The 21,582-nt window shown below is 48.3% G+C and carries 18 protein-coding genes and 3 tRNA genes; 14 read left to right on the forward strand and 7 right to left on the reverse strand.

What is annotated here, in order from left to right; genetic code table 11:
- Nucleotides 1-32: 32 nt before the first annotated feature.
- The 12 genes from pgsA (at nt 33) to PG879_RS04875 (ending at nt 8,610) form a co-directional block, all read left to right on the forward strand.
- On the forward strand, nt 33-587 hold the full coding sequence (gene pgsA / locus PG879_RS04820) for a CDP-diacylglycerol--glycerol-3-phosphate 3-phosphatidyltransferase (RefSeq protein ID WP_010675229.1): 555 nt from the start codon (nt 33-35) through the stop codon (nt 585-587).
- Between the two features lie 179 nt (nt 588-766).
- Nucleotides 767-842: transfer RNA gene (locus tag PG879_RS04825), tRNA-Gly, on the forward strand.
- 34 nt (nt 843-876) lie between these two features.
- A tRNA-Cys gene (locus tag PG879_RS04830) sits at nt 877-950 on the forward strand.
- Nucleotides 951-991: 41 nt separating this feature from the next.
- Nucleotides 992-1,078: transfer RNA gene (locus PG879_RS04835), tRNA-Leu, on the forward strand.
- Nucleotides 1,079-1,428: 350 nt separating this feature from the next.
- Nucleotides 1,429-2,634, forward strand: a complete 1,206-nt coding sequence (locus PG879_RS04840) for a tyrosine-type recombinase/integrase (RefSeq protein ID WP_257710040.1) — start codon at nt 1,429-1,431, stop codon at nt 2,632-2,634.
- Between the two features lie 147 nt (nt 2,635-2,781).
- A complete protein-coding gene (locus PG879_RS04845) occupies nt 2,782-3,138 on the forward strand; it encodes a hypothetical protein (protein ID WP_252410793.1) in 357 nt (118 codons plus the stop codon).
- Nucleotides 3,131-3,433: a YkvA family protein gene (locus PG879_RS04850; RefSeq protein ID WP_025201450.1), complete on the forward strand. Its 303-nt coding sequence runs from the start codon at nt 3,131-3,133 to the stop codon at nt 3,431-3,433. The genes PG879_RS04845 and PG879_RS04850 overlap by 8 nt, the downstream gene beginning before the upstream one ends.
- A gap of 122 nt (nt 3,434-3,555) precedes the next feature.
- Nucleotides 3,556-4,191: a hypothetical protein gene (locus PG879_RS04855; protein ID WP_270829843.1), complete on the forward strand. Its 636-nt coding sequence runs from the start codon at nt 3,556-3,558 to the stop codon at nt 4,189-4,191.
- A 62-nt stretch (nt 4,192-4,253) separates the two neighbouring features.
- Nucleotides 4,254-4,673 (forward strand): DUF2787 family protein, encoded by a 420-nt coding sequence (locus tag PG879_RS04860; protein ID WP_244054252.1) that lies wholly within the window; start codon nt 4,254-4,256, stop codon nt 4,671-4,673.
- A gap of 767 nt (nt 4,674-5,440) precedes the next feature.
- Complete coding sequence (locus PG879_RS04865) at nt 5,441-6,634, forward strand: SIR2 family protein (RefSeq protein ID WP_270829845.1); 1,194 nt, start codon at nt 5,441-5,443, stop codon at nt 6,632-6,634.
- Entirely contained in the window at nt 6,624-8,387 is a 1,764-nt protein-coding gene (locus PG879_RS04870) for an ATP-binding protein (RefSeq protein ID WP_270829847.1), read from the forward strand. The genes PG879_RS04865 and PG879_RS04870 overlap by 11 nt, the downstream gene beginning before the upstream one ends.
- 10 nt (nt 8,388-8,397) lie before the next feature.
- Nucleotides 8,398-8,610, forward strand: coding sequence for a KTSC domain-containing protein (locus tag PG879_RS04875; protein ID WP_125729343.1), 213 nt, complete (start codon nt 8,398-8,400; stop codon nt 8,608-8,610).
- 723 nt (nt 8,611-9,333) lie between these two features.
- Here the strand turns inward: PG879_RS04875 and PG879_RS04880 are convergent.
- From PG879_RS04880 to PG879_RS04910, 7 genes are all read right to left on the reverse strand, one after another.
- Nucleotides 9,334-12,177: a hypothetical protein gene (locus PG879_RS04880; protein WP_270829848.1), complete on the reverse strand. Its 2,844-nt coding sequence runs from the start codon at nt 12,175-12,177 to the stop codon at nt 9,334-9,336.
- A 56-nt stretch (nt 12,178-12,233) separates the two neighbouring features.
- Nucleotides 12,234-12,689, reverse strand: coding sequence for a hypothetical protein (locus PG879_RS04885; protein WP_270829849.1), 456 nt, complete (start codon nt 12,687-12,689; stop codon nt 12,234-12,236).
- A 354-nt stretch (nt 12,690-13,043) separates the two neighbouring features.
- Entirely contained in the window at nt 13,044-14,207 is a 1,164-nt protein-coding gene (locus PG879_RS04890) for a site-specific integrase (RefSeq protein ID WP_215269477.1), read from the reverse strand.
- A gap of 87 nt (nt 14,208-14,294) precedes the next feature.
- Nucleotides 14,295-15,407, reverse strand: a complete 1,113-nt coding sequence (locus PG879_RS04895; RefSeq protein WP_270829850.1) for a hypothetical protein — start codon at nt 15,405-15,407, stop codon at nt 14,295-14,297.
- Nucleotides 15,408-15,940: 533 nt separating this feature from the next.
- Nucleotides 15,941-16,630 (reverse strand): hypothetical protein, encoded by a 690-nt coding sequence (locus PG879_RS04900; RefSeq protein ID WP_270829852.1) that lies wholly within the window; start codon nt 16,628-16,630, stop codon nt 15,941-15,943.
- Nucleotides 16,631-16,642: 12 nt separating this feature from the next.
- Complete coding sequence (locus tag PG879_RS04905; RefSeq protein ID WP_270829853.1) at nt 16,643-17,311, reverse strand: TM2 domain-containing protein; 669 nt, start codon at nt 17,309-17,311, stop codon at nt 16,643-16,645.
- Nucleotides 17,312-17,437: 126 nt separating this feature from the next.
- Nucleotides 17,438-18,331, reverse strand: coding sequence for a helix-turn-helix transcriptional regulator (locus PG879_RS04910; protein ID WP_270829855.1), 894 nt, complete (start codon nt 18,329-18,331; stop codon nt 17,438-17,440).
- A 697-nt stretch (nt 18,332-19,028) separates the two neighbouring features.
- Here PG879_RS04910 and PG879_RS04915 point away from each other — a divergent pair.
- Both PG879_RS04915 and hsdR read left to right on the forward strand, forming a co-directional pair.
- Nucleotides 19,029-19,244, forward strand: a complete 216-nt coding sequence (locus PG879_RS04915) for a helix-turn-helix domain-containing protein (protein ID WP_270820984.1) — start codon at nt 19,029-19,031, stop codon at nt 19,242-19,244.
- 21 nt (nt 19,245-19,265) lie between these two features.
- Entirely contained in the window at nt 19,266-21,581 is a 2,316-nt protein-coding gene (gene hsdR, locus PG879_RS04920; protein WP_270829856.1) for an EcoAI/FtnUII family type I restriction enzme subunit R, read from the forward strand.
- The last annotated feature ends 1 nt before the right edge of the window (nt 21,582 follow it).

The following is a 21,582-nucleotide window of genomic DNA, read 5'->3' on the forward strand; positions in this document are numbered from 1 at the left end:
ATGTAGCGGCATACAAGAAGTGGCTGAAAATAATGACAAATATTCCTAACCTGCTGACGTTCTTTCGGATTTTGCTCATCCCCGTCTTCGTCATCCTGTTCTACCTTCCCTATCAGTGGTCCTACATGGCGGCGGCCATCGTCTTTATCCTGGCGGCCGCAACCGACTGGTTTGACGGCTATCTTGCCCGCAAGCTGAACCAGTCCACCGCCTTTGGCGCCTTCCTCGATCCGGTGGCCGACAAGATCATGGTGGCGGCGGCCCTGGTGGTCATCGTCGAGCACTACAACACCGTCTGGGTCACCATCCCCGCCATGACCATGATTGGCCGGGAGATCATCATCTCCGCCCTGCGTGAATGGATGGCCGAGCTTGGCAAGCGCTCCTCGGTGGCGGTCAGCTGGATTGGCAAATGGAAGACCATGATCCAGATGGTGTCGCTCACCGGCCTCATCTGGCAATACGACATCTGGATGGTGTGGCTCGCCTATGTGCTGCTCTACGTGGCCACCGTGCTCACCTTCTGGTCCATGTTCCAGTACATGAAGGCCGCCTGGGGCGATCTCAGCTACCACTCCCGGTTCTAGTCCCGACGGGAAGATGGCCGTTTCTCTGCCACTGGCGCCGAGAAACGGCCATGAGCGCCAAAAGTGTGGGACAAGGGTAAAAAACACCCGAACGATCAGCGTATTAAATGTTTTTGGTTGACTGGGCGGGGAACATCGCTAGAATGCGTTCTCACAGTCAGGCAGTCAGCCAGACCGATGCGGGAATAGCTCAGTTGGTAGAGCACGACCTTGCCAAGGTCGGGGTCGCGAGTTCGAGTCTCGTTTCCCGCTCCAAATTCAGACAATAGAGAGTTCCTCTCTTTTGCATGGCGCGTTAGCAAAGCGGTTATGCAGCGGATTGCAAATCCGTTTAGTCCGGTTCGACTCCGGAACGTGCCTCCATATTGACAAGCCCGCCACGCGAGCTTGATACCGATTGCGGTGCCCGAGTGGTGAAATCGGTAGACACAAGGGATTTAAAATCCCTCGACGTTCGCGTCGTGCCGGTTCGATTCCGGCCTCGGGCACCATTAAAATTGAAGAAAAAAGCCTTACAGATTAAACAGATACGACGCTTCATTGCGTCGTTTTTGTTTCTGCTCCCCAGCGTTTTCCCTCTGTCAGTTTTCCTTTCTTGTCCATTTCTTGTCTAAGCGACTTACTACTTCCTGCAATTCGTTGCGAACAACCTGCTCAGTCTTCCAACATAGCCAAGGACGTTTGGTAGGCTACTGCTCCGGACTTTTCCGGGGTCTGTTTCTGGTGCTGAAGCAAGTGCCGCTCACCGTTACCCCTTCGTCTTCACCCCTCCCAAACCCGCATTGAATCCTCTTTGAAACAGATATTAATCCCATGATCTAACCCATCATCGGAGGTATCTATGCAGACCAAATTTCGCTTTACCAATGCAGCCATCAAGGCTTTGCCCGCACAACAACGAGAGGCTGGCGCTACTGAACTGGAGTTCTCCGATACAGAGGTCATCGGCTTAAAACTCTTGTCAGGAAAAAGCCAGGGCAGTAAGCGTTTCCTACTGCGCTATACCCTCCAGGGCAAGAAGCGCAGCATCGCTTTGGGACGATTCGGTGATATCGATGTGAGCCAAGCCAGGACCATTGCCCGCAAGTACAAGGCGATGCTGGCAGAAGGCATCGACCCGGTAGCAGAACGCGACAGCTACAAAACAGAGCCCACCCTGTCGGAGTTCTTCTGGCAGACCTTTTTGCCGCACCTCAAGACCATTGGTAAACGGTCGATCAGCAGCGACATTCAGCGGTTTAAACACAATATCGAACCACGCTTTGGTGCCATGCGTTACCGGCAACTCAAGGCGATGGATGTCCTGCAGTTGCAATCGGAGATGGTTCACCCTAACAACCCTCAGCAGACGGCCTACGCACCGAGTACTGCCAACCGTGTGCTGGCCCAGTTAAAGACCATGGGCAGCTATGCGGTGCGCTGGGGCATTCTGGACACCAACGAGGCGGCCAAGATCAAGCTGTTGAAGGAGGACAATGCCAGGACGCGTTTCCTATCAATTGAAGAGATGAAACGGGTCATTGAGGTGGCATTGCAGGACCGCAATCAAGCCGCAGGCAGTTTCATCGCGATGCTCTATCTGACGGGGGCAAGAAAATCAGAGGTGTTACTCGCTAAATGGGAGCATGTGAACTGGGAGGATAAGACACTGTTCGTACCCCTGACCAAGAATGGCAAGAGCCGGATCATTTACCTGAGCACATTGGCTATCGATATTCTGGAGAAGCTCCCCAGAATAGCCGGTAATCCCTATGTGTTCGCGAGCCAGCATATTCGATGTCAGGGCAAGCCCATTGGTGAACCCAGATGTGCCTATGAACGGGTGTTGCAGAAAGCGGGTATCGAAGACCGCGATGAGGTTTGCTTCCATACGGCTCGCCATTCTGTCGCCAGTGCCTTGGTCTCTTCCGGTCAATACAGCCTGTATGACGTCAAGGCGCAACTGGCCCACGCCAGCATTCAATCCTCCCAGCGGTATGCAAAGCTGACTTCTGAGCGCAGTCGCAATATCAGCGAAGGTCTCTCGTCTATGATCCAGGCGGAGTGACCGAAAAGGTATTGTTTATAAACAGATATTAATAACCAGACAGCGCTGTTACATAGGCTGTTGGTCCACATTTCACAGTTCCCAGGCCCTTAAGTTCATCTGAGCTTAAGGGCCTTTTTATTGGAGAGAAACACGATGAAAACTTGTATGGAATGGCCGGAGGATGCATTGCTCGCGGCCTACCCGGCACTCCATGTCTCGGTCATGGAGCAAATTATCGAGCCCTTTTCATCAGTAGAGGAGGCGAGGGCATTCTGGGTCGAGACCGGGTGCAGTCTGGTCATTATCGAGCAGGGGGATTCGGTCAGCGAATTTCAGGTTTTACCGCAGCATACCCAGAATCAGGTGATGTTCGGTTTGCGTTACCCGGAGCAAGAACTCTCCATATCCGAAGATTGGCGTCTGCTGCTGGCCATCCTCAACGATGAGGGGGCGGGGATTTACCTGCTGATCCACTCAGATGCACCGCTGAACACCACCCTGGAGGCGATGAACCATGAGTAATCCCAGCCATAGCGACATCATGCGCAAGTTAAAAGAGATCAAGGGGATTAAGGAGCTGTTGGAAAAGGCCGTGCTCTTGTATGTCCTGCTCACGGATGGCGATCTGCCGGTCTGGTGCTATGCGCTCATCATCGGTGCGCTGGCTTATCTGGTAAATCCGTTCGACGTGGTACCAGATCCCATTCCATTTGCCGGTTATCTGGATGATTTATCGGTCATCACCTCGGCATTAGCCGCACTGCCGGTTAAGTCACACCACCGTCAATCCGCGAAAGACCGAATGAGATCACTGTGACAGTGATGGAGCCGGTCCTGTCACGCTATCGCGTTTTCTATGACCCTTTATCTATGACCCATCTAGCGATGAACTGGAGATCGCAATCTCCGGTTATCTAATGACGTTGTAAGGAAACTATCATGACAAGACCCCGTAAAAACCGCGTTGAAGAGACCCCTAAACCTGTCAGTAACACGGCAGCAGCATCAAACACCCCCGACACCGCGCCAACCACAGAGCCCCCACTCACATCCGGAGCAAGCGGCTGCGCCGACCCCCTCTCGCCAGCCCTTGCGGCTGACGCCGACAAGGCCAGGCCTGGCCCCGGCGACACTGCAGACTCCGTGCCCGGCGGCCCTGTACCCATACACACCTTGCTCAACCATACCGCCGAGAAACTCAGTGCCCGATCAGAAGGTTTGATTTTCTATGCCATCGGTCGTCATGAAGAGAGTGGCGAGCTGTTCCTGAAAATCACCGGCAATCAGGGTGGGGGTTTGCATAGCAAGGAGTGGATTGCGCTGTCGGCGATTGACGATGTGTTGCGCTCTTTGCCCGCAGACAAGCCGTTCAAATCCAGCGTCATGAAGCGACTGTTTAAAGGGGGCAGCGCCAATAACGCCGGATTCTTATCAGCCATTCTGCGTTCGGATGGGCTGAAGTTGGTCCAGAAGGCAGACGGCAATCCGATGCTGCACGAACTGGTGCCTGATTACCTTGAGCGCTGGGGGTCGCTAACCAATGAGCTCTGTACCGTAACTTCTACCATCGAATAACCCCTGCATAGTGCTCACCTGTCCAAGGGTGAGCCCCCCCAAACAACCAATCTGAGGTGATTATGACGATCCCATTTGCGGGCGATTTTGCCCTGCCTGTCAGTCAGGCATTGATGAGTATTCTGGATCTGGAACTGGTTAGATCTGGAATGGTGCTGAAGGGAAAATCCAGTCTGGTCTTCAACTTCCGAGACCCGGATTACGGCCCGGTTCGTGGCGGCTTTCATCCGGTAGAAATACGGCTGCTAAAGCGTAGAGACCAGTGGCAGTTCGATTACGTGACAGACTTTAGCTATCAGGGGCCGGATGATATGGCGGAGTTGGTCAAAGAGATCGACTTCAACTTTTTGAGCGAAGAATACTACCTGCTCCGTTACGGCCAGATGGGACCAGCGTCGGCCAGGGAGCTCTATACGATGTGGGAGTCGAACTTCGTCAGTTACTACCAGATGGGCGTGTTTACCGTCTCAGTGGCTGCGTAACCGTCGCACCGGACAGGAGAGGAACAGGAACCCGCGGCGGTTCGGCACTGGCAGTGGTGCTGTGGAGTTTACCTTTCCATGCAGGGCAAGGAGCCATGGACTAACCCAACTCAAAACCGGTCAGCGGCTCAGTAGGTTAGTCCATCCCTCGTCTGTTTCAGGTGTCCCTCTCAGCCACCACCCCCAAAACAAGTATCCCCAGCCCGAGGTTGGGAAGCTTGTTTTTTTGTCATCGGCGGGGAGGGAGAAAGACAGATATATGTGTATCCCCAATAGCGTTATTCCACCAAGCATGATTTGCATTAATTATCAGTTGGTTATGTGGTTATCCTCTTATGCAACAGGAGGTGGTTGCGCAGTCTGTCCCAAAGCGTCTCTGTCCATTGAACATCGACAACAAAGAAAGTTCGAGCATCTTCTCATTGTGTGATGGCCGCAAATGTCCATCAGCTCAATGAGGTGATAAGGTAGGACTCTTATGCACCATTAGTTAGTGTTGTCCACAACTGGAGGTCTGAGCAATCTGGTAGCGACAGCCTGGGGAGGTAGCGTGTTGCGAGTCGAACAGGTCCCAAGGTTGGAGGGGAAGGAAACCTGCCGTGATTGTCAGTTCGGTTAGAGCGACGAACTCGTTTAATGCATTGATAATGCGTGATTTATGGATATGAAGTCGAATGTGGGATGCTCATGCTAGGCGGCATCCACCAACGCAGATATACGGTAAAGTGGGGTTGGTGTCAGTATCCATACTTTTTCTCCGAGGTAATATGAGCAACCATGACATTGTAAAAGAGATTCGCGAAATCAAAATGCAATTAGCTTACGCTAAAAACTTTGGTTTCTTCTTCGGAGCAGGCACATCCTGTGCCCTTAATGTCCCGAACATTAAAACATTGACAGATCTCGTTAAAGCAGACACTGAATCAATCTACAAAGAAGTATTTGATAACTTAATTACAGACCTAAAAACAAATATCCCCGATCCTACGATAGAAAACATTCTTAATCGTATACGTCAAATAAGATCAATTACAGATGAAGATGAAAAAAAAGAATACTTAGGCATTAGTGGCGTAATTGCTAAGGAATTCGATGTTGCAGTCTGTAAATCTATTTATAAAATTATTAGTCATTATGAGGAAACTGCAAATCGTAAAGCCATGAAAAAATTCATAGCGTGGCTAAATATTCAAAGTAAAGATTTTTCTAAAGAGATATTTACACCTAATTATGATCTCATTATTGAAAAGTCACTAGAAGATAATGAAATACCATACTTTGATGGATTTGTCGGTGGGTATGAGCCCTTTTTTTCACAAGAGAGTGTAGATGCTCAAATTTCTGGTTCAGATTTAACTCGTAATTGGATAAGAGTGTGGAAGCTTCATGGTTCATTAAGCTGGTTTTGGAAAAACACGCCTGATGGTAAGCCGCAAAGAGTTGTTAGAACCGGGAAAGTTGAGGATATTGATAAAATCAAAGATGAATTAGTTATCTATCCTTCACGTGAAAAATATATGTCTTCAAGAAAACAACCATTTATTGCATACTTTGATAAACTAAAGTCATTCTTGAATGGTGGAGAGCTTCTTTATATTGTATCTGGTTATTCTTTTCTTGATGAGCATATAAATGAAGTGCTATTTGGGGCACTGAGACAAAACCTAAGGCTATCAATGATTGTTTTTATGTACTCCGATGCCGAAGTTGAACGAATTTACACGCAAGCATCATCTTATTTTAATTTAACAGTCATTGGGCCTAAAAAAGGTGTTATTTCGGGTGCTCTATTGGACTGGAGTTTCGATTCAACACAATTAAAACCGAAAGAGTCATCTGCAGAATATTGGGTTGTACCTTCTGCATACTGTTCACTTGGCGATTTTAACTCATTAGTAGAGTTTTTGGTTAGTTCTTCAGGACGGCGAGAGAGTATCGAGGTTGTAGCCAATGGAAAATGATATCACTTATTTGGGGAAAGTAATCCGTGTTGACTCAGGCAATGTGGAAGTCGAAATTTCTGACAAAATTCCATCTGCGGCTCCTATTATTAATGGTCGACTTTATAAAATCGGTCAGATTGGAACATTTATAAAAATACTCATCGGCAATATCTCAATTTATGGCATTGTCGCGTCCGTGAGTAATTCACCAAGTAATGGAGACATGAATTTAACTCGCGAAAGATTTGGTTCTCGATTTTTAAGTATACAACTTGTAGGCGAGAAAATCGGCGACGAAGAATTTGAGAAAGGAATTGGAACTTATCCTACCATAAACGATGAAGTTCATCTCGTGGTTGAAGAAGATTTACATTCCATATATGGGAGTAAGGATGATGGGTCAATTGAAATTGGAAAACATTCATCCTCTGATAATTTAAGTGTGTACGTAAACCTTCACAAATTTGTACTAAGGCATTCAGCAATTTTAGGGTCAACAGGCAGTGGGAAATCAAATGCCACAGTGAGCGTTCTCAAAGCAATCTTAAATGACTTCCAAGGATCACGAACAATTCTTATCGATCCACACGGTGAGTATAGTTCTGCATTTCCTGATGCCAAGGTTTTCAAAATAAATGATACTACTAATCCTCTCTATATACCTTTTTGGTTAATGAATTTTGATGAACTGTCATATTTTCTTGTCGGCGCTAAACCCAGCGATGATCAACGACCTGAGTATCGACAATTTCGTGAAATGATAACAGAAGAGAAAAAAAAGAATGTCTCTCTAAAGGCGGGTGATATAAATGCGAATTTTGTGACTGCAGATTCTCCGATCCCGTTTGATTTACGTCTACTTTGGCACGAAATGAATTGGTGGCTAAATGCAACATTTTCTGAGACAGCTGAGGATAAGCAAACAAAAACTAATGCAGCAATACTGACACCAGGCAATCCTGAAACGTTATGCGCAGCTACATTTACTCCGTATGCTATGGGTAATGGAGCCCCATACAAGTCAAAGCGAATGGGGTTTTATGCATATGAAAAGAAACTGTTCTCAAGGTTAAAAGACACACGTTATGATTTCATGTTTAATCCGGGTGACTATAAAACTCGTGACTCAGCAAAGGACCTTCACAATCTTTTAGCCGAGTGGATCGGAGGTGATAGCCGTCTTGCTATAATTGATTTAAGCGGGGTTCCTTTTGAAATTCTAGACTTAACCGTGGGAATGATTTCGCGTGTTATTTATGACAGTATGTTTTGGGGAAGAAACGAGGCATATACCGGTAAACAACGGCCTATCCTTCTGGCATATGAAGAAGCACACACATATTTAAATAAAAATGAATCATCTAGTTACTCTAAGGTTGCAGTCGAACGCATATTTAAAGAAGGTAGGAAATTTGGAGTAGGCGCATTGGTTATTTCACAGAGGCCATCTGAAATATCAGACACAATACTGGCTCAAGTGGGTACAATAATTGCTCTAAGGTCTACAAATTCTTCTGATCAATCAATAATTACCTCTGCTGCACCAGATAATTTGAATAGCTTAATGGCGTTACTGCCATCTCTTCGAATTGGTGAGGCAGTCGTTGTTGGCGAAGCGATAAGAATTCCTTCACGTGTTCGGATTAAACTAAATACCCCTAGACCAACCAGTGATGACCCGAAACTCATTGAAGCATGGAGTAGTTCATTCCCTCAGTCTGACGAAAACTATAAAACAGTCGCAACAAAAATCCGTCAACAACGAATGTAGGAGACTAACAATGGATAGAGAATTTGTAAATTCATCTATGATAAAAAGTATTGGCTATGATAATTCATCATCAACTCTCGAAATTGAGTTTTCATCCGGCGTAATTTGGAATTACTTCGATGTTCCTGAAAGTCTTTGGTATGAATTCCAAGGGAATGAGTCTAAGGGGAAATTTTTTCATGCGAATATTAAGAATAAATTTGCAGAAACACAAGTCGGCTAGAGTGTATCTCGATTGCCATACCTAACCAACCATTCAAAACAGATTTGCCATTCAACCTTAGTTATAAATTAACAAAATAAGTTGGTGGCAAACTGTTTACTGGTCAGCCGTTAGGCCGCAGGGAAGGAATCATAAATCTGAATGGTTGAGTAAGGCTTCGGGTCGTTGCTTCTGTGCTCATTGAGCTGCTTGTAGGCGCAGTAGTATTTAGTGCTCAGCCATCTATTACTGCTGTCTATGATACCTGGTGCAGTGGCGGCGTAACTGTGCCGTGGCAAGCCCTGGAGGGAGCACACTTTGTTAAATCAAGTAATAAGCTCGATTGTTGCTCATTGAACACACAAGCCAAGAGTAGATAGCACTCGATTTTACTCCGCGGAGTCAGCAACGTTTATACCGATTGATGTTGTTTTGTCTGCTCATTTTTTTTTAGGTTAGTGTGCTCTCACCCTGTGGTAAGCCGGGGGGGCAGTTGTACTCAGACGGCAGGATATTTCCACGAGAAGCGATTTTAATCACCCATCCCGCTATTTTACCTTGCGTTGCTGCCATTCATGCCCACGGGTCATACTGACCGGCTACTGGTCGTATAAAACGGCTCTGGTGATTCGTGTTCTGGCGCGCATCGTCATCATCACATTGCCAGTAAAAAGAGAAGGGGAAGCAACATAATAGTTGTTTCCCCAATCGCCTTATTACACCAACCAGATATTGCTATATCAATCAGTCTGTTATCTCACACGTGCTCGGCGCATCCAGCGCGATTTGCGCCATCTCGGTCTTGGAGTTGCTCAACCGGCCTTGAAGTTGAGGCATGTCCTCGGGCTTGAACAGCGCCCCCAGATCTATCCCTGGACACTCTTGCAGGATCACCCGCATCAGGCGGACGGTGCGCGTCGTCACCGGCACACACTGCCCGACCAGCTTGGCGCGTTTGGCGGACTTGCAGTCATCCACGCTGGTTGGGCAGCCATTGACCGTCAGCCATTCGGCCAGCTCGCTGTAGCCCATTGTTTTCGTCATACCGAAGGCGGACTGGGTATAAGCACGCAGGAAAACCCGCTTGAGGATGCCAAGCGAACCCTCATCCGTCATACGCATCACGTTGCTTTTCATCGAGCCCTTGCAGGTTAAGTAATCTTCCCAGTTCCCCCAGTCCTCGAGTGTTTTGAGACAGTGATTCTTGCGCCAGCTGTCGAAGATAATGCGCTCTTCAATAGCGGCTTGGGCTGTCGGCCAAGGTTGCGTCTCAAAGCAGATATGCTCACTGCCTAACACGCTCTGCATGGATGGCTGCATAGGTTTCCGTTTGAAGTCAAATTCAAGATTCAGTGTCTTGGTCTTGGTCATCGAGACAAGATCACACTCATTGATCCACATCTCTGAAATGCTGACTAACTGTTCACTATCTACTTTTTGACCAGGTGTACGGTTCAAATAGAGGTCTAACATGTAGTTTTGGTGCTGATCTTTGGAGCAGGGAGGCTTGACTCCGGCCTTAGCCAAGATATCCGGCTGACCCTCCATAGGGATAGCCGTCAGTTGCCCACGTGTTTTCATGGCAATCAGCTGGTTAGCCCCGTGTTTGAGCTCTAGCATCCGAAAACTGTCGCCATCAAGCCGTTCACCAAGCGCCTGAAATCGACGGCATAGCGGTCCACTCAGATCTAATTCTTCATACGTCGCATCTGTAAGGAGCCCGTCGGTGGTCGCGCTAATGACGGTTTTATTAGCCGGGATTGCGGCCAGGATCTCGCTCAACACCGCACGGACTATGCCCGTTGTATGAGCGGCAAAATACGCATTAGTAATGGCAGAACGGTCAATTTTCTTGCTCAACCCGGTTGTTGTATCGAAGGCGGTTTTACCTTGTAACCCTTGTGCTAGCTTGCCATAGACAGAATTGCCTATCTCTTTCCACAACAGCTCGTCACATGATTTCTTTGTGTAGGATTTACGCATCTTTCGGACAAAGGACACGAAAGATTCAAACGGACTAACTTCCACGTCACACCAAGGGATAATGATCCCCTGAATGATATCGATTTGGCATCCCATGTTGAGAGCAACCTCGATTTCAGGTGCAGTGCAGTTTGACTCACCACTGAGGGGGTAGAGCAAACCATATTTCTCATCAAAGACCGGTAAGCAGGGGAAGCGTAATCCAGTGGGAAAGGAGAATCTGACACGCGCTAGCCCGAGGACATGACCTCGAAAATCTTCTGGGTTACTAGTTAGTCGAGCATTTCCATAATCTAGTGGGAACAGATCAACGAGGGCTGTGGTGTAGGCACCACTCAAGTCAAAATCATAGAAGCTGGAAACCGGCGTCGGCCCATTCCAATAGCTCTCATTACGGCCACCGTGGTAACAATCGATAGCTAATGGCTCAAAAGTCCTAGCAAGCGACATCATTTGACGCAGCTTTTGGGAGGTTAGTCGACTTTCTTTATCATTCCACCGTGAGCGTTCAACCACTTCTGTTCCGAGCAATTGGTGCTGGTCATATTCCTGATCTCGGAGGAACTTTAGAAACATACTGCAGCTCAGACTCCCAAGGGACGCTGGTAGTCGAGTGAGGCCGTGCTGTTTAATGAATTCATGCAAGCGTAGCCCGTACTTAACCGCAATCTCTGCATCTCGAAGCGCATAGGCTTCAAAGGCCGATTTGTCCCCGGCCAAGAGTTCATCCATGCGTTCAATGGAATACCCATCTGGGATGGAGAGTTTGGGGATTCCGATCATCTCGCCTACCGTTGCCAACCCTGTTCCACCGGGGGTATGTAGCATCGTGTCGACAAAGGCAATCAGAGTCATGTGTTTCTTGCGTTGTGAATCTTTCAAGATCATCGGCTCAGGTTGAGCCCTGCGTGCCAGCAATGCTTTGATATCTACACCGTAGGTTTCTGTCATTGTCGTCACGGTCTTGCGGATACCGCTGACCTTCGTTTTCTTGCGGAAGAAATCACTAAAGGACGCCAGGTCAGCGCGAAGGAAATGGGCATAGACATAGATCTTTTTGGGCCATTTCGTGATGATCCCTTTTTCTTTACACATGATGACGATGCGGGCTATGAACGGGTCAAACTCTAACCGATCACTCACTTTCCCGGATTTGGGATAGATGATTCCCGAGTGGGACCCTAACTCAGTTATCACGTGGAATTGATATGACAGGATGACATTGCGCTTGGTCTTGGGGTCGTAGACATATTCGCTATCAATACCGATGTGGATGGGTTCCCCCTTTGCTAGGGTGACCGTTTCCCCCGCTCGCAATCGGGTCAATGCTTTTTTCAGCAACAGATCTTCTTCGGCGGACGCACTCTGCCCGCGCATTATGGGATCTACGGCGTTTCTTGAGTCCAGGATGTAGGTGCTGGGATCAAGCGCAAGCTGTATAGAACGAGCCAATTCTAATTGCTCGTAACCGATGTCAGGCTGTGCATAATCCTCGTTGACGGTCATTGCGTCCGGTTCTGGGAATGCAAAGAGGCTGTCGTTGATGGGACAATCTATAGCAACTGCAGTTCCGCTCTGTAGTGGCGGTTGGTTGTGAATACTCATGGTTGTTTTTCCATAAAAAAGGGCCTCTTTAGAGGCCCTTGGTTGAATGGGGTCAGTTAGTTAGCTAACTGCTGTTCGATCTTTGCTAGGGCCTCATCGAGCTCTTCTTCCGTGTCGTAGGTGATCCAGGTCGCTTTGGCATCCACTATCTGCGGAGTGATGCTGAGCAATACGCGCTCTTCATCAACAACAGACGAAATGTTGGCAATAATATCTTTAGCAAACAACAGCTTGTCGACGTGGATGAATTTGTGCTTCTTTTGCTTGAGCACAAGGCTGGACACCTGTTTGAAGCGTTCTGCTATCTCTTCAGGGTCACGACTTTTGTGCATAATGGCCGGGAAAAGACTACTGTCGGACCATGCCATCAGCGCATGTGGCTGTTCTGGGTCATTTAGTTGAATTTGAACAACGCGGCTTATCGTGTCGAGGTGCGTGAAGCGACCGTTTACTTTGATGAATGCACCTACGATTTGGTAGACAGCAGCATGTTGGGTGTTATTTGTGCTCATGAGAGCCTCCTGTAGTTAGGGTTGTTAATTTAGGTTTTGCAGTTGTTTACGTTCCCACTTCTCCACTTCACTTAGTGGGAACCGGGTTTGCCGACCGATGGTTACAAACGGGGGGAGCTTCTCAGGGGCGATGATCATCTGCTTATCGATGGTGCTTTTACTGACGCGCCACCGCATAGCTAGTTCGCTTCGTGTCAACATATGTACATCGCCCATCGCAACCTCTCGTTTGTGCCGTTCGTTCGACTGGATTGCAGTATTCAGAAGTTGGCCCCCCAAAGCATTGACAACACATGCATTGCGGAATTTTGTGCATTTTGGCTGCGAATGGGTCTTGGTGATATTCCGCGCAACTCAACTGCAACACGCTGTGGGCAGTGGTATGTCTTCAGAGAGCCATTGCTGTTGAGCGGCATTGATATGAGGGAGTAAGTGGGTTGTGGTGCGTTGCTGATATCGCATCGCCATCTGTAGTGATGAGTGGTTCAGGGCCTGTGCAACCATGGCAATGTCACCCGTCTGTAGCATCAGTTCCGTGGCAAAGGTTCGGCGGAGATCATGAATGCAAAGGTCACTGATCCCTGCTGCAGCACAAATCCGCTGAAAGGCATGCCGTGGGTAGCTCATGTACCCCGAAGAGGATTGGGAGGAGGGGAAAAGGAACCTCTGTTTGTTGACCAGTAGTTGCTGTGTTTCGATGAGCCTGATGGCATGAGACGTCAGGGCCACTTGGTGAGGTAATCCATTCTTGGTCGTAGGCAGGATCAGGTAAGCCTCATCGAGGCGCAAGTGGGCTTGTTCTATGGAGCACACCTCCCCAATTCGCATCCCTGTATAGAGAGACAGTAATAGCGACCGACTTGCTTCCGAGTTTTGGGCATAACATGCATCGATAAAACGTGACCGTTCATCAAGGCTCAGGATCCGCTTGCGTTCATTATTTTCCTTGAGTTGCCGTAACCCATTCATCGGTGAGACAGAGAGGTATCCGTGCTCCACGGCCAAGGTCAGCATCCTTGACAGGGCAGACAAGATCTTGTTCACAGTGGCAGGCTTGAGGTGTTCAGCAAGTCGCCTTTGGAAGGCCAAAATGGTTTGGCGATCCAGTGTTTTTAGACGACAGCTTCCAAACTCCGGCAGGATGTGTTTTCTGACCTTGGACAGCTCTGACTGCGTATTGCGCTTATGCAACTGCATATCGTCGAGATAGGCGGTTTCAAAGATCTCTTGGAGGGTTTTGTTTTGTCCCAGGGGATACGTATTGCGGGCAAGTTTATGGAGCCTCGCATGCACCTCGTCCCTGGCCTCTTGTATGGAGAGCTGCGGATAGGTGCCAATGGTCTCGAAGACCCGTTTGTAACGATGGGTTGTGTCGAAGACGAAAGACGTAGATAGAGCGTACCGATACACGTATAGCTGCCTTACGTCAGCATCACGATATACCTGCTGCTTGCCATTGGCTGGCGGTGGTAAGGTCTCAAGTGCTCGTTTTGTCAGTTTCAGATTAGTAATGGACATAGATCCTCCTTCAGAAAAAGGAGGATGCTAGGTCATCTGGGGTGGTTACATCATTGACATCACATGCATTCAGGAAATGCCATTTTGTTAAATGGCATTCTCATTATTTGTGGGCTCAGGCAGGAGTGGTCCATATTTTCCGATAATCGTATTAAGGGTGCGTAGCATCACTCTTTTTTCATGCCGGGTTGTAAGACTGTCTAGTTTCGGCCCAGTAGAGGGGTCGATTGGAGTCTTACTATTACAAGTAAAAACATCATCACAAATACTTATCAAAATAAGCAATAGGTTGTTTATAGTGTATGTAAAGGGCTTCCCTGGCGTACTGTATAGTGCGGAGACGTGATCCCAATTTCTTTCTAAATAATATATGACTAACTTGATGTATAGGTTTCTTGTGAGCTTCCGTACTGCACTGTTAGTTATTGTTGTTCCTTGGAATCGCGCGTTCTTCATGTTTAAAATTGCATATGCATCAGGAGATTTAATCCAAGACCTGTGGTCTTCTTGTTCCCCTTCGTCGACGATTTTTGCCAGAACTTGGAAAGCTGCGATGCTAAAAACAGTTCCTATAAACCCTGCTTTATCAATTGCGTAGGCTGTGGAAGTGTTTACATCTATCTTAGCTAGCACACGAATCGCATGCTCAATAAACAGACCTCGGGCGAAGTGCGCTTTTATTTTCATTCTATTAACTTTAATATACGAGGGGATGTCTACTCTATCTAAGAATGATATCAGCAGGGTGGAAAGGTTTGTTGCGTATTCAGTGAGTTCATTGTCCTCAGGATAATAATAGGCATCCATTGTTGATTTATAGATTTGGTCGCACTTTTCAAACTCATCTAATAGTGCTACATACAAGCGTTTAGTTTCTCCAGTTAAACTTTCTCTTACGTCAGTTTCCCCAAAAAGGCTTAAGCAAAAAGAAATTAAGGTTTTTGGGGTTTCCCCCTGTACATTAGACTTTTTAACACTTTCGGCATGAAGGTAGTGCAGATATTTACTAAGTAACTCTAAGTTGTAGTATTGCTCTAGGCGAGAAGTTTTACTTGCATCGTAAATTTTTATGGACTGCTTCTTTAACGTAACTTTATCGCCAGTGACGTCAAATACGAGATCAGGGGAATAATCAGGGTGATTTTCAAGAACGTATGCGATATCTGGGTCGTTATCATCAATTAGACATTTGTGCTGCATAAAAAATCCTAAGGTGAGAATAACAGCTTCTAATAGTATTTTTCCTGATTATCCATGATCCTTAACTCGCTTCAAGTGCTGGTATAGCATTGAAGAGCAAGCAACTACGGTGGGTTGCCATGTCGTTGCTTCCTAAATCATCCCTCCCCTCAGGTCATCACTTCTCCAGCTCCTGCCTTGGACCAGTACACTATGTGTACCCCCAATGGCGCTGTTACACCTATTACTTCTTCGTCAATAAATCAGATGGTTACGAACAATCGGCAATGCGCATTTCACGCGTGTTGTGCAGGATGATGGTTTTTCATATGGACGATTGAAGCTGGATCAGGGGATGCGACTCGGCCATTAGTCAGGATTGCTCAGTTTTAGCTAAGCTGTGTGAAAAAGAGGCCAGTGCCGACCGGCCCTGACCTCTGCGTTTTCTGCTCTATGGTGCCGGATCACTGACAGGACCCCCAGTTTATGCCGTCCGTGCCACATTCCAGGCTATGAGTACCGTCCGATTTTCGCAGTGTTTCGGCCTCAGCACATCAAGGTGCAGACAGTTCTGTCTCGCACACGATGACCTCGCACTCTGATGGATCGGGGAAGTCTCCGCCTTCGTCGGTGACATATATCTTGTCGGCATGGACGCGGTAGTTACCCGCCGGGGTCAGCAGGGGATTTTCATACATGCCCTGATAATCGACAGAGACAGAGGTCGCACCATGGGATCTCAATGTGACGCGTCCATTGGGGGCGATAGTGATGGATTGTTGAGTCCCACCTTCACCCCCGAAGTTGAAGTACCGGGTTCCCGTGAACGGCAGCACCACGGCTTGCTGCTGTGGATCCACGGCATGGTCAGCACCTCTGGCGCTCTGGCACATTTTCTCCAGCAGAAGATCCAGCATTCCCTCTGGCTGGGGTCGTCCGTTAATCTCCAGCGCCTCCACAGAAAAACCATCGTCTTGCATCCAGACCTGCACCATGGCCCGTGCGGGCTGACTGGCATAGGTGATGGTGCCGCTGACATTCACTAACTTCCGACCATCTGCCGCTTTCCCGCCAGTCCACTCGGGATCTTCGAAGAAGCTGTTGACCATCTTCTCGACGGAGATGTTCGGGCACATCTCCAGCTCGCTTTCCTTGAGGGTTGCCACATCCAGCAGGCTGAGCAAGCCAGCCTGAGCCCCTGTCGAGCAGAGCATCAGTAAACCGACTGCAGTTTTTATGTTCATACAAGGCGCTCCTCACCACACCCATGAAAACGCGGATATGGGGCGGTAGTTATAGCGACGGTCAAACTCCTCCTGTGTCAGGCACAACACACGGATGAACTCGATCACGGACAAGACCAGGGGAAGGCCGGTGGTGCAGAGCGCTAAGTAGATAAGCCCCCAGCCCCAGTTCCCGGTGTAGAACTTATGCAGACCAATGCCGCCGCCCAAGAATGCGAGCACAGCGGTGAGCCCCTTGCGCTTGCCACGGTGCGCAACGGCGTTTGCGCCGTTTAGCGGTGCCTGTGGGGGAGTGGTCGTGGCAGAGGGTTGCTGGGAGGATACCGCCCCCTCTTTAATCGGCCATGCCGCGATATCGATAGGCTTCAACAGCTCATCCGTTATGGCTCGGGCTTTCTTCTTTGCGGCACCGAAGGTATCGATGGCATCGACAAACGAGCCATTGAGGGTGAGCTGGATGGTCTCATCACCTTGGGAGGCGAAATTCACGGTGATGCGCAACCCGAAAGGGTTAAAGCCATATTTCCATGCGGCTTCGATCCTGCCTTGGGTGCGCTCGATGGTTTTTAACGTGCCGCCCTGAGCTTGCAAATGGGCGGCGACATGATCGAAGAGTTGCTCATAGGGACTGGTGGAGCAAAGAGTGTTGTCGGTCACTTTTTGCAGGCTAATGGTGTTCATGCATTACTCCTTGGATATCGACTGCGGGATGGTTGACGACAATGTGAAACAGCGGCGACAGGTGGTGTCGCGGCATGTCAGGCGCTGTCGCCAGATGTATAAACTGGGATCTTTGTCACAAATGGGTCAGGGCGGAGCCTGACTCATCAGGGCCAATAAATGGCGTAAATCACGGACGATCTGCTCATGGATAAAACCGGGCGAGATCACGGTGAGCCCCGGCATCCAGGATTTGATGACGGGCAGAATTTGATTGGCATCGAGCACACGACTGCTCAATAACAGCGAACCATCATCCAGGGTTTTGACAATCTCCTGCTCGGGCAGCAACGGGCGATGCTGAAAGTTGATGGCGATGGAGGCATTGGCCTTGAGCAGCACCTCAATCATGCCGGAGTGCCAGAGCGTCGGGTCGGTATCGATTTGTCGCGCAATGAGCGCATCGCGGGTAAAGGTCTGTTGCGATAGCTCAACCAGTGCGATGGAGCTCAGCGGATAGGCTTGCAACCGCCCCTCTCTGACGCCGACCAAGTGCCAGGTGCCCTTGTAATTGACGAGCTGATAGGGGTTAAACAGTTGCTTGCGCTGGTCTTTGGTGATGAGCCAGCATTGCAGATGGTGGGTCAGTGCCTGCTCTAATACCGGTATCTGGTGAATGAGTGAGTCGGCTGATTGACCATCGAACCCCTTGATGGCGAAGAGGCTTGGATTGCCTCTGTCCAGCAGCTGACCCAGACGATGTTCACTGGCGCGGGGGAACAGGTCGGTGATACCCAACTGCTCGGCCAGCTTTCGCAGCTTTCCATCGCTCTTGTGATTGAGAAACCCAGGATCCAGCCAGTATTGCTGGCTGCGATGCTCTATCGGTAGATAACTGAGGCGTTGATTGAAATCCCTCTGCAGGGTGCGCACGGTGACGTTGTACTCGGTGGCCAGATCACTCAGGTGCAGCTTCTCACCGCTGTACAGGCGGGTGAGGAGCATACCGAGGCGCTGAGCAATCTTGTCGTGTTCGTGCATACCATCACAGAAGGGAAATAACCGTGTCGCGGATTATCCAAACAGGCCGCGACACGGCGTGACGAATTGGTTGGTAGGCAGTTTTTCGCAAGATCCATCATTGGCGATGGGCTTTTGTCATCAGTAGAGGGGTTTTGTTATCAACCGGCGAGAAGCGGTTGAGCGGGCCAGGAAGTGCGACCATAACTAGTCATGACGGTTTGCCAAGTGGTTGGTTCAAACGGCTTCTAGCGTGGCCTCACAATCAGAATGCGGCATAGTGGGAGAGGGGGCGCCGCGAAACGAAGTGGTGACGGTCCTCAGCTCGGCAGCAGAGCATCTGAGCACAACCGGTGCTTGGAGAAAGTCCGCTCTGCTTAGGAATTATGCACCAAGGTCCTTATGGGGGGATGGCATCTGACTACTGCGGTCTCAAAAAATATCAGTAGCATAGAGCATAAATTTCAAGCCATGCTACCGTACCGTTTTGTCATGATCACGGCAACCTAGCTTCCTCAGACTGATAATCTGTCCTCACCACTCTAAAAAATTACGCTTCAACTCAAATAAGTTGATAAAAACCCTAATCGTGATACTGTTGGCAACAGTGATTACTCGTAGCATTAACGATTAAAAATCAAACACCAATCAATACGTTGGCTTTGAATTTTCCAATGCAATAAAACGCAAATGTGATGTATACGACCGTGGAGAGAGCATGATCCGCTGCCACCTTGCCCGTTTAATGGGCGAACGAAAAATGCGCATTAGCGACGTGATGCGAGAAACCGGCATAAGCCGTACCACTATCACGCTACTGTACAAAGAAACCGCGCTCAAGGTGGATTTAGAGGCATTAGATAAATTATGCGATTTGTTTAACTGCCCATTGAACGACATATTGGAAAAAGTGCCAAGCGATAGCCAAAGCTAAAAAGCATAAAGGAGTGACGATATGTCGTCAGAAGCAGATACCAGAGCAAACTACATCGATCCAGCATTAAAAGCCGCACATTGGCATCCAGGCAACATCATTCGGGAGCACTACTTTACCGATGGTCGCAAGCTTGCCGCTGGAGCCCGTGGTCGCCGTTGTTTTGTCGATTATCTGCTCCACAAAGACAATCGTTACCTTGCAGTTGTTGAAGCAAAAAAAAAATCTGAGCACCCAACCAAAGGCCTTCAACAAGCCATCGACTATGCCAAGAAGCTACTCGTTCGCTTTGTCTATTCAAGCAATGGCAAACAAACCTATGAGTTCGACTTAGAAACTGGCAAAGGCGACTACATCGAGTTTTATCCAACACCACAAGAGCTTGAAAACCGCTACGCGGGTGTTAATTCGGATCTAGGCCAGCAACTTCGTAATGTGCCCTTTCATTTAGAAGGCGCAATGCAGCCGCGTTATTACCAAGAATTAGCGGTCCATGCCGCCACAGATGCTATTGGTAAAGGTAAGCCACGAGTGCTGTTAACGCTGGCGACCGGTACAGGTAAAACGTTTATTGCCTTTCAAATCGTCCATAAATTGTTCCAGTCACGTTGGAACAAAGAATCTCCGGGTACACGTAGGCCTAGAATTTTGTTTTTAGCGGATCGCAATATTTTGGCCGATCAAGCCATTAACACTTTCAACCCATACGAAAAAGATCTCATCAAAATAAATGGTGAGGAGGTACGCAAGCGTGGCGGAGTCGTGCCAACCAATGCGCATATCTTTTTTGCTATCTACCAAGCCATTGCTGAGCGAGAGAATATTGAAGGCTATTACAAAGCGTATCCAAGTGATTTTTTTGACCTTGTAATGATTGACGAGTGTCACCGTGGCAGTGCCAATGAGACAGGTTCTTGGCGAGTCATACTTGATCATTTTGGCAGTGCGGTACATGTCGGCCTAACAGCTACACCAAAACGTGAAGCTAACGTGGATACCTACGACTACTTTGGCTCCCCCGCTTTTGAATACTCATTAAAAGATGGCATCAACGATGGTTTCTTAACGCCATATCGTGTCAAACGCGTACGCACCAACTTAGATGAGCTGGTGCTAACCAAAGATGACCAAGTGATCGAAGGTGAGTCAGGGCAAGATGTCTATCAGGTTGCAGATTACGACAAAAAAATCGTCGTAGATGAACGTACCGAACTGGTCGCAAAAGCTATTTTGGACAATATCAATCCACTAGAAAAGACTATCGTCTTTTGCGAAAACCAAAATCATGCACTTACCATGCGTGACATGATCAACAAACACAAAAAGCTGAAAGACCCACATTACTGTGTGCGTGTAACCAGTGATGAAGGCAAAGTTGGCCGCGATCTTCTGGAAAAGTTTCAGGATAACGACAAAGACATCCCTACCATCATTACCTCATCGCAAATGCTAACCACTGGAGTAGATGCCCGCAACGTGCGTAACGTAGTGCTGGACAGAACCATCGGCTCAATGGTGGAGTTTAAACAAATCATCGGTCGCGGCACCCGTGTTTTTGATGGCAAAGACTATTTCACGATTGTTGATTTTCGTGGTGCAACCAATAAATTTTATGACAAAGATTGGGATGGAGAGCCTGAAGTACCAGAGCCAGGTGGCATTGGTGAGCCAACAACACCACCTTACACACCAGAGCCACCCGGAGGAACAGATGGCCCAGAGCCTGAACCGTGCGAGTCAAAACCTCGATTGAAAGTAAAGCTAGGCAAACACCGTGAACTGAAAGTCATTGATGTAGAAACCCGTTATATCGATGAAAACGGCAAACCTCTAACGGTGCAAGAATTTGTTGAGCGCTTGATCACCCAATTGCCAGGGTTGTTTAAATCGATTGAGGAATTGCGGCAGATATGGTCAGACCCCGACGAGCGCGAAATCTTGCTCGGCAAACTCGTTCAAGCAGGCTTTGATAAAGAGCAACTCGCCATACTGCGACGCATGTTTGAAGCAGAAGAGTGTGATATCTTCGATCTGCTGGCTTTTTTAGCCTTTGAACAGCCCATGGCAACCCGTAAAGCTCGCGCTGAGCAAGTTCGTACTAACAGCTCTTTCTTTAAACAATATCAGCAAGAAAAGGCACAGCAGTTTTTGCACTTTGTACTCAATCGTTATGAGCAAACCGGCAGCACGGAGTTATCACGCGAACGCTTACCTGCTCTCATCGAGCTATCAGGGTTGGGCACAGTGAAAGACGCTTCAACAGCATTCGGTGGAAAGCCGGCCTATTTACTGGCGGCTTTTAAAAAATTACAACAACAGCTTTATCATGTGAATTGAA

The sequence above is a fragment of the Aeromonas sp. QDB63 genome (assembly GCF_027707425.1).
GTDB classification, from domain to species: Bacteria; Pseudomonadota; Gammaproteobacteria; order Enterobacterales; family Aeromonadaceae; genus Aeromonas; species Aeromonas caviae.

What these genes read in the sequence shown, in the direction of transcription:
- PG879_RS04845 (WP_252410793.1), top strand. Translation starts at nt 2,782, where the DNA reads ATGGAATGGCCGGAGGATGCATTGCTCGCGGCCTACCCGGCACTCCAT.
- PG879_RS04855 (WP_270829843.1), top strand. Translation starts at nt 3,556, where the DNA reads ATGACAAGACCCCGTAAAAACCGCGTTGAAGAGACCCCTAAACCTGTC.
- PG879_RS04895 (WP_270829850.1), bottom strand. Translation starts at nt 15,407, where the DNA reads ATGCAGCACAAATGTCTAATTGATGATAACGACCCAGATATCGCATAC.
- PG879_RS04875 (WP_125729343.1), top strand. Translation starts at nt 8,398, where the DNA reads ATGGATAGAGAATTTGTAAATTCATCTATGATAAAAAGTATTGGCTAT.
- PG879_RS04870 (WP_270829847.1), top strand. Translation starts at nt 6,624, where the DNA reads ATGGAAAATGATATCACTTATTTGGGGAAAGTAATCCGTGTTGACTCA.
- PG879_RS04905 (WP_270829853.1), bottom strand. Translation starts at nt 17,311, where the DNA reads ATGAACACCATTAGCCTGCAAAAAGTGACCGACAACACTCTTTGCTCC.
- pgsA (WP_010675229.1), top strand. Translation starts at nt 33, where the DNA reads ATGACAAATATTCCTAACCTGCTGACGTTCTTTCGGATTTTGCTCATC.
- PG879_RS04860 (WP_244054252.1), top strand. Translation starts at nt 4,254, where the DNA reads ATGACGATCCCATTTGCGGGCGATTTTGCCCTGCCTGTCAGTCAGGCA.
- PG879_RS04910 (WP_270829855.1), bottom strand. Translation starts at nt 18,331, where the DNA reads ATGCACGAACACGACAAGATTGCTCAGCGCCTCGGTATGCTCCTCACC.
- PG879_RS04885 (WP_270829849.1), bottom strand. Translation starts at nt 12,689, where the DNA reads ATGAGCACAAATAACACCCAACATGCTGCTGTCTACCAAATCGTAGGT.
- hsdR (WP_270829856.1), top strand. Translation starts at nt 19,266, where the DNA reads ATGTCGTCAGAAGCAGATACCAGAGCAAACTACATCGATCCAGCATTA.
- PG879_RS04900 (WP_270829852.1), bottom strand. Translation starts at nt 16,630, where the DNA reads ATGAACATAAAAACTGCAGTCGGTTTACTGATGCTCTGCTCGACAGGG.
- PG879_RS04865 (WP_270829845.1), top strand. Translation starts at nt 5,441, where the DNA reads ATGAGCAACCATGACATTGTAAAAGAGATTCGCGAAATCAAAATGCAA.
- PG879_RS04850 (WP_025201450.1), top strand. Translation starts at nt 3,131, where the DNA reads ATGAGTAATCCCAGCCATAGCGACATCATGCGCAAGTTAAAAGAGATC.
- PG879_RS04915 (WP_270820984.1), top strand. Translation starts at nt 19,029, where the DNA reads ATGATCCGCTGCCACCTTGCCCGTTTAATGGGCGAACGAAAAATGCGC.
- PG879_RS04840 (WP_257710040.1), top strand. Translation starts at nt 1,429, where the DNA reads ATGCAGACCAAATTTCGCTTTACCAATGCAGCCATCAAGGCTTTGCCC.
- PG879_RS04890 (WP_215269477.1), bottom strand. Translation starts at nt 14,207, where the DNA reads ATGTCCATTACTAATCTGAAACTGACAAAACGAGCACTTGAGACCTTA.
- PG879_RS04880 (WP_270829848.1), bottom strand. Translation starts at nt 12,177, where the DNA reads ATGAGTATTCACAACCAACCGCCACTACAGAGCGGAACTGCAGTTGCT.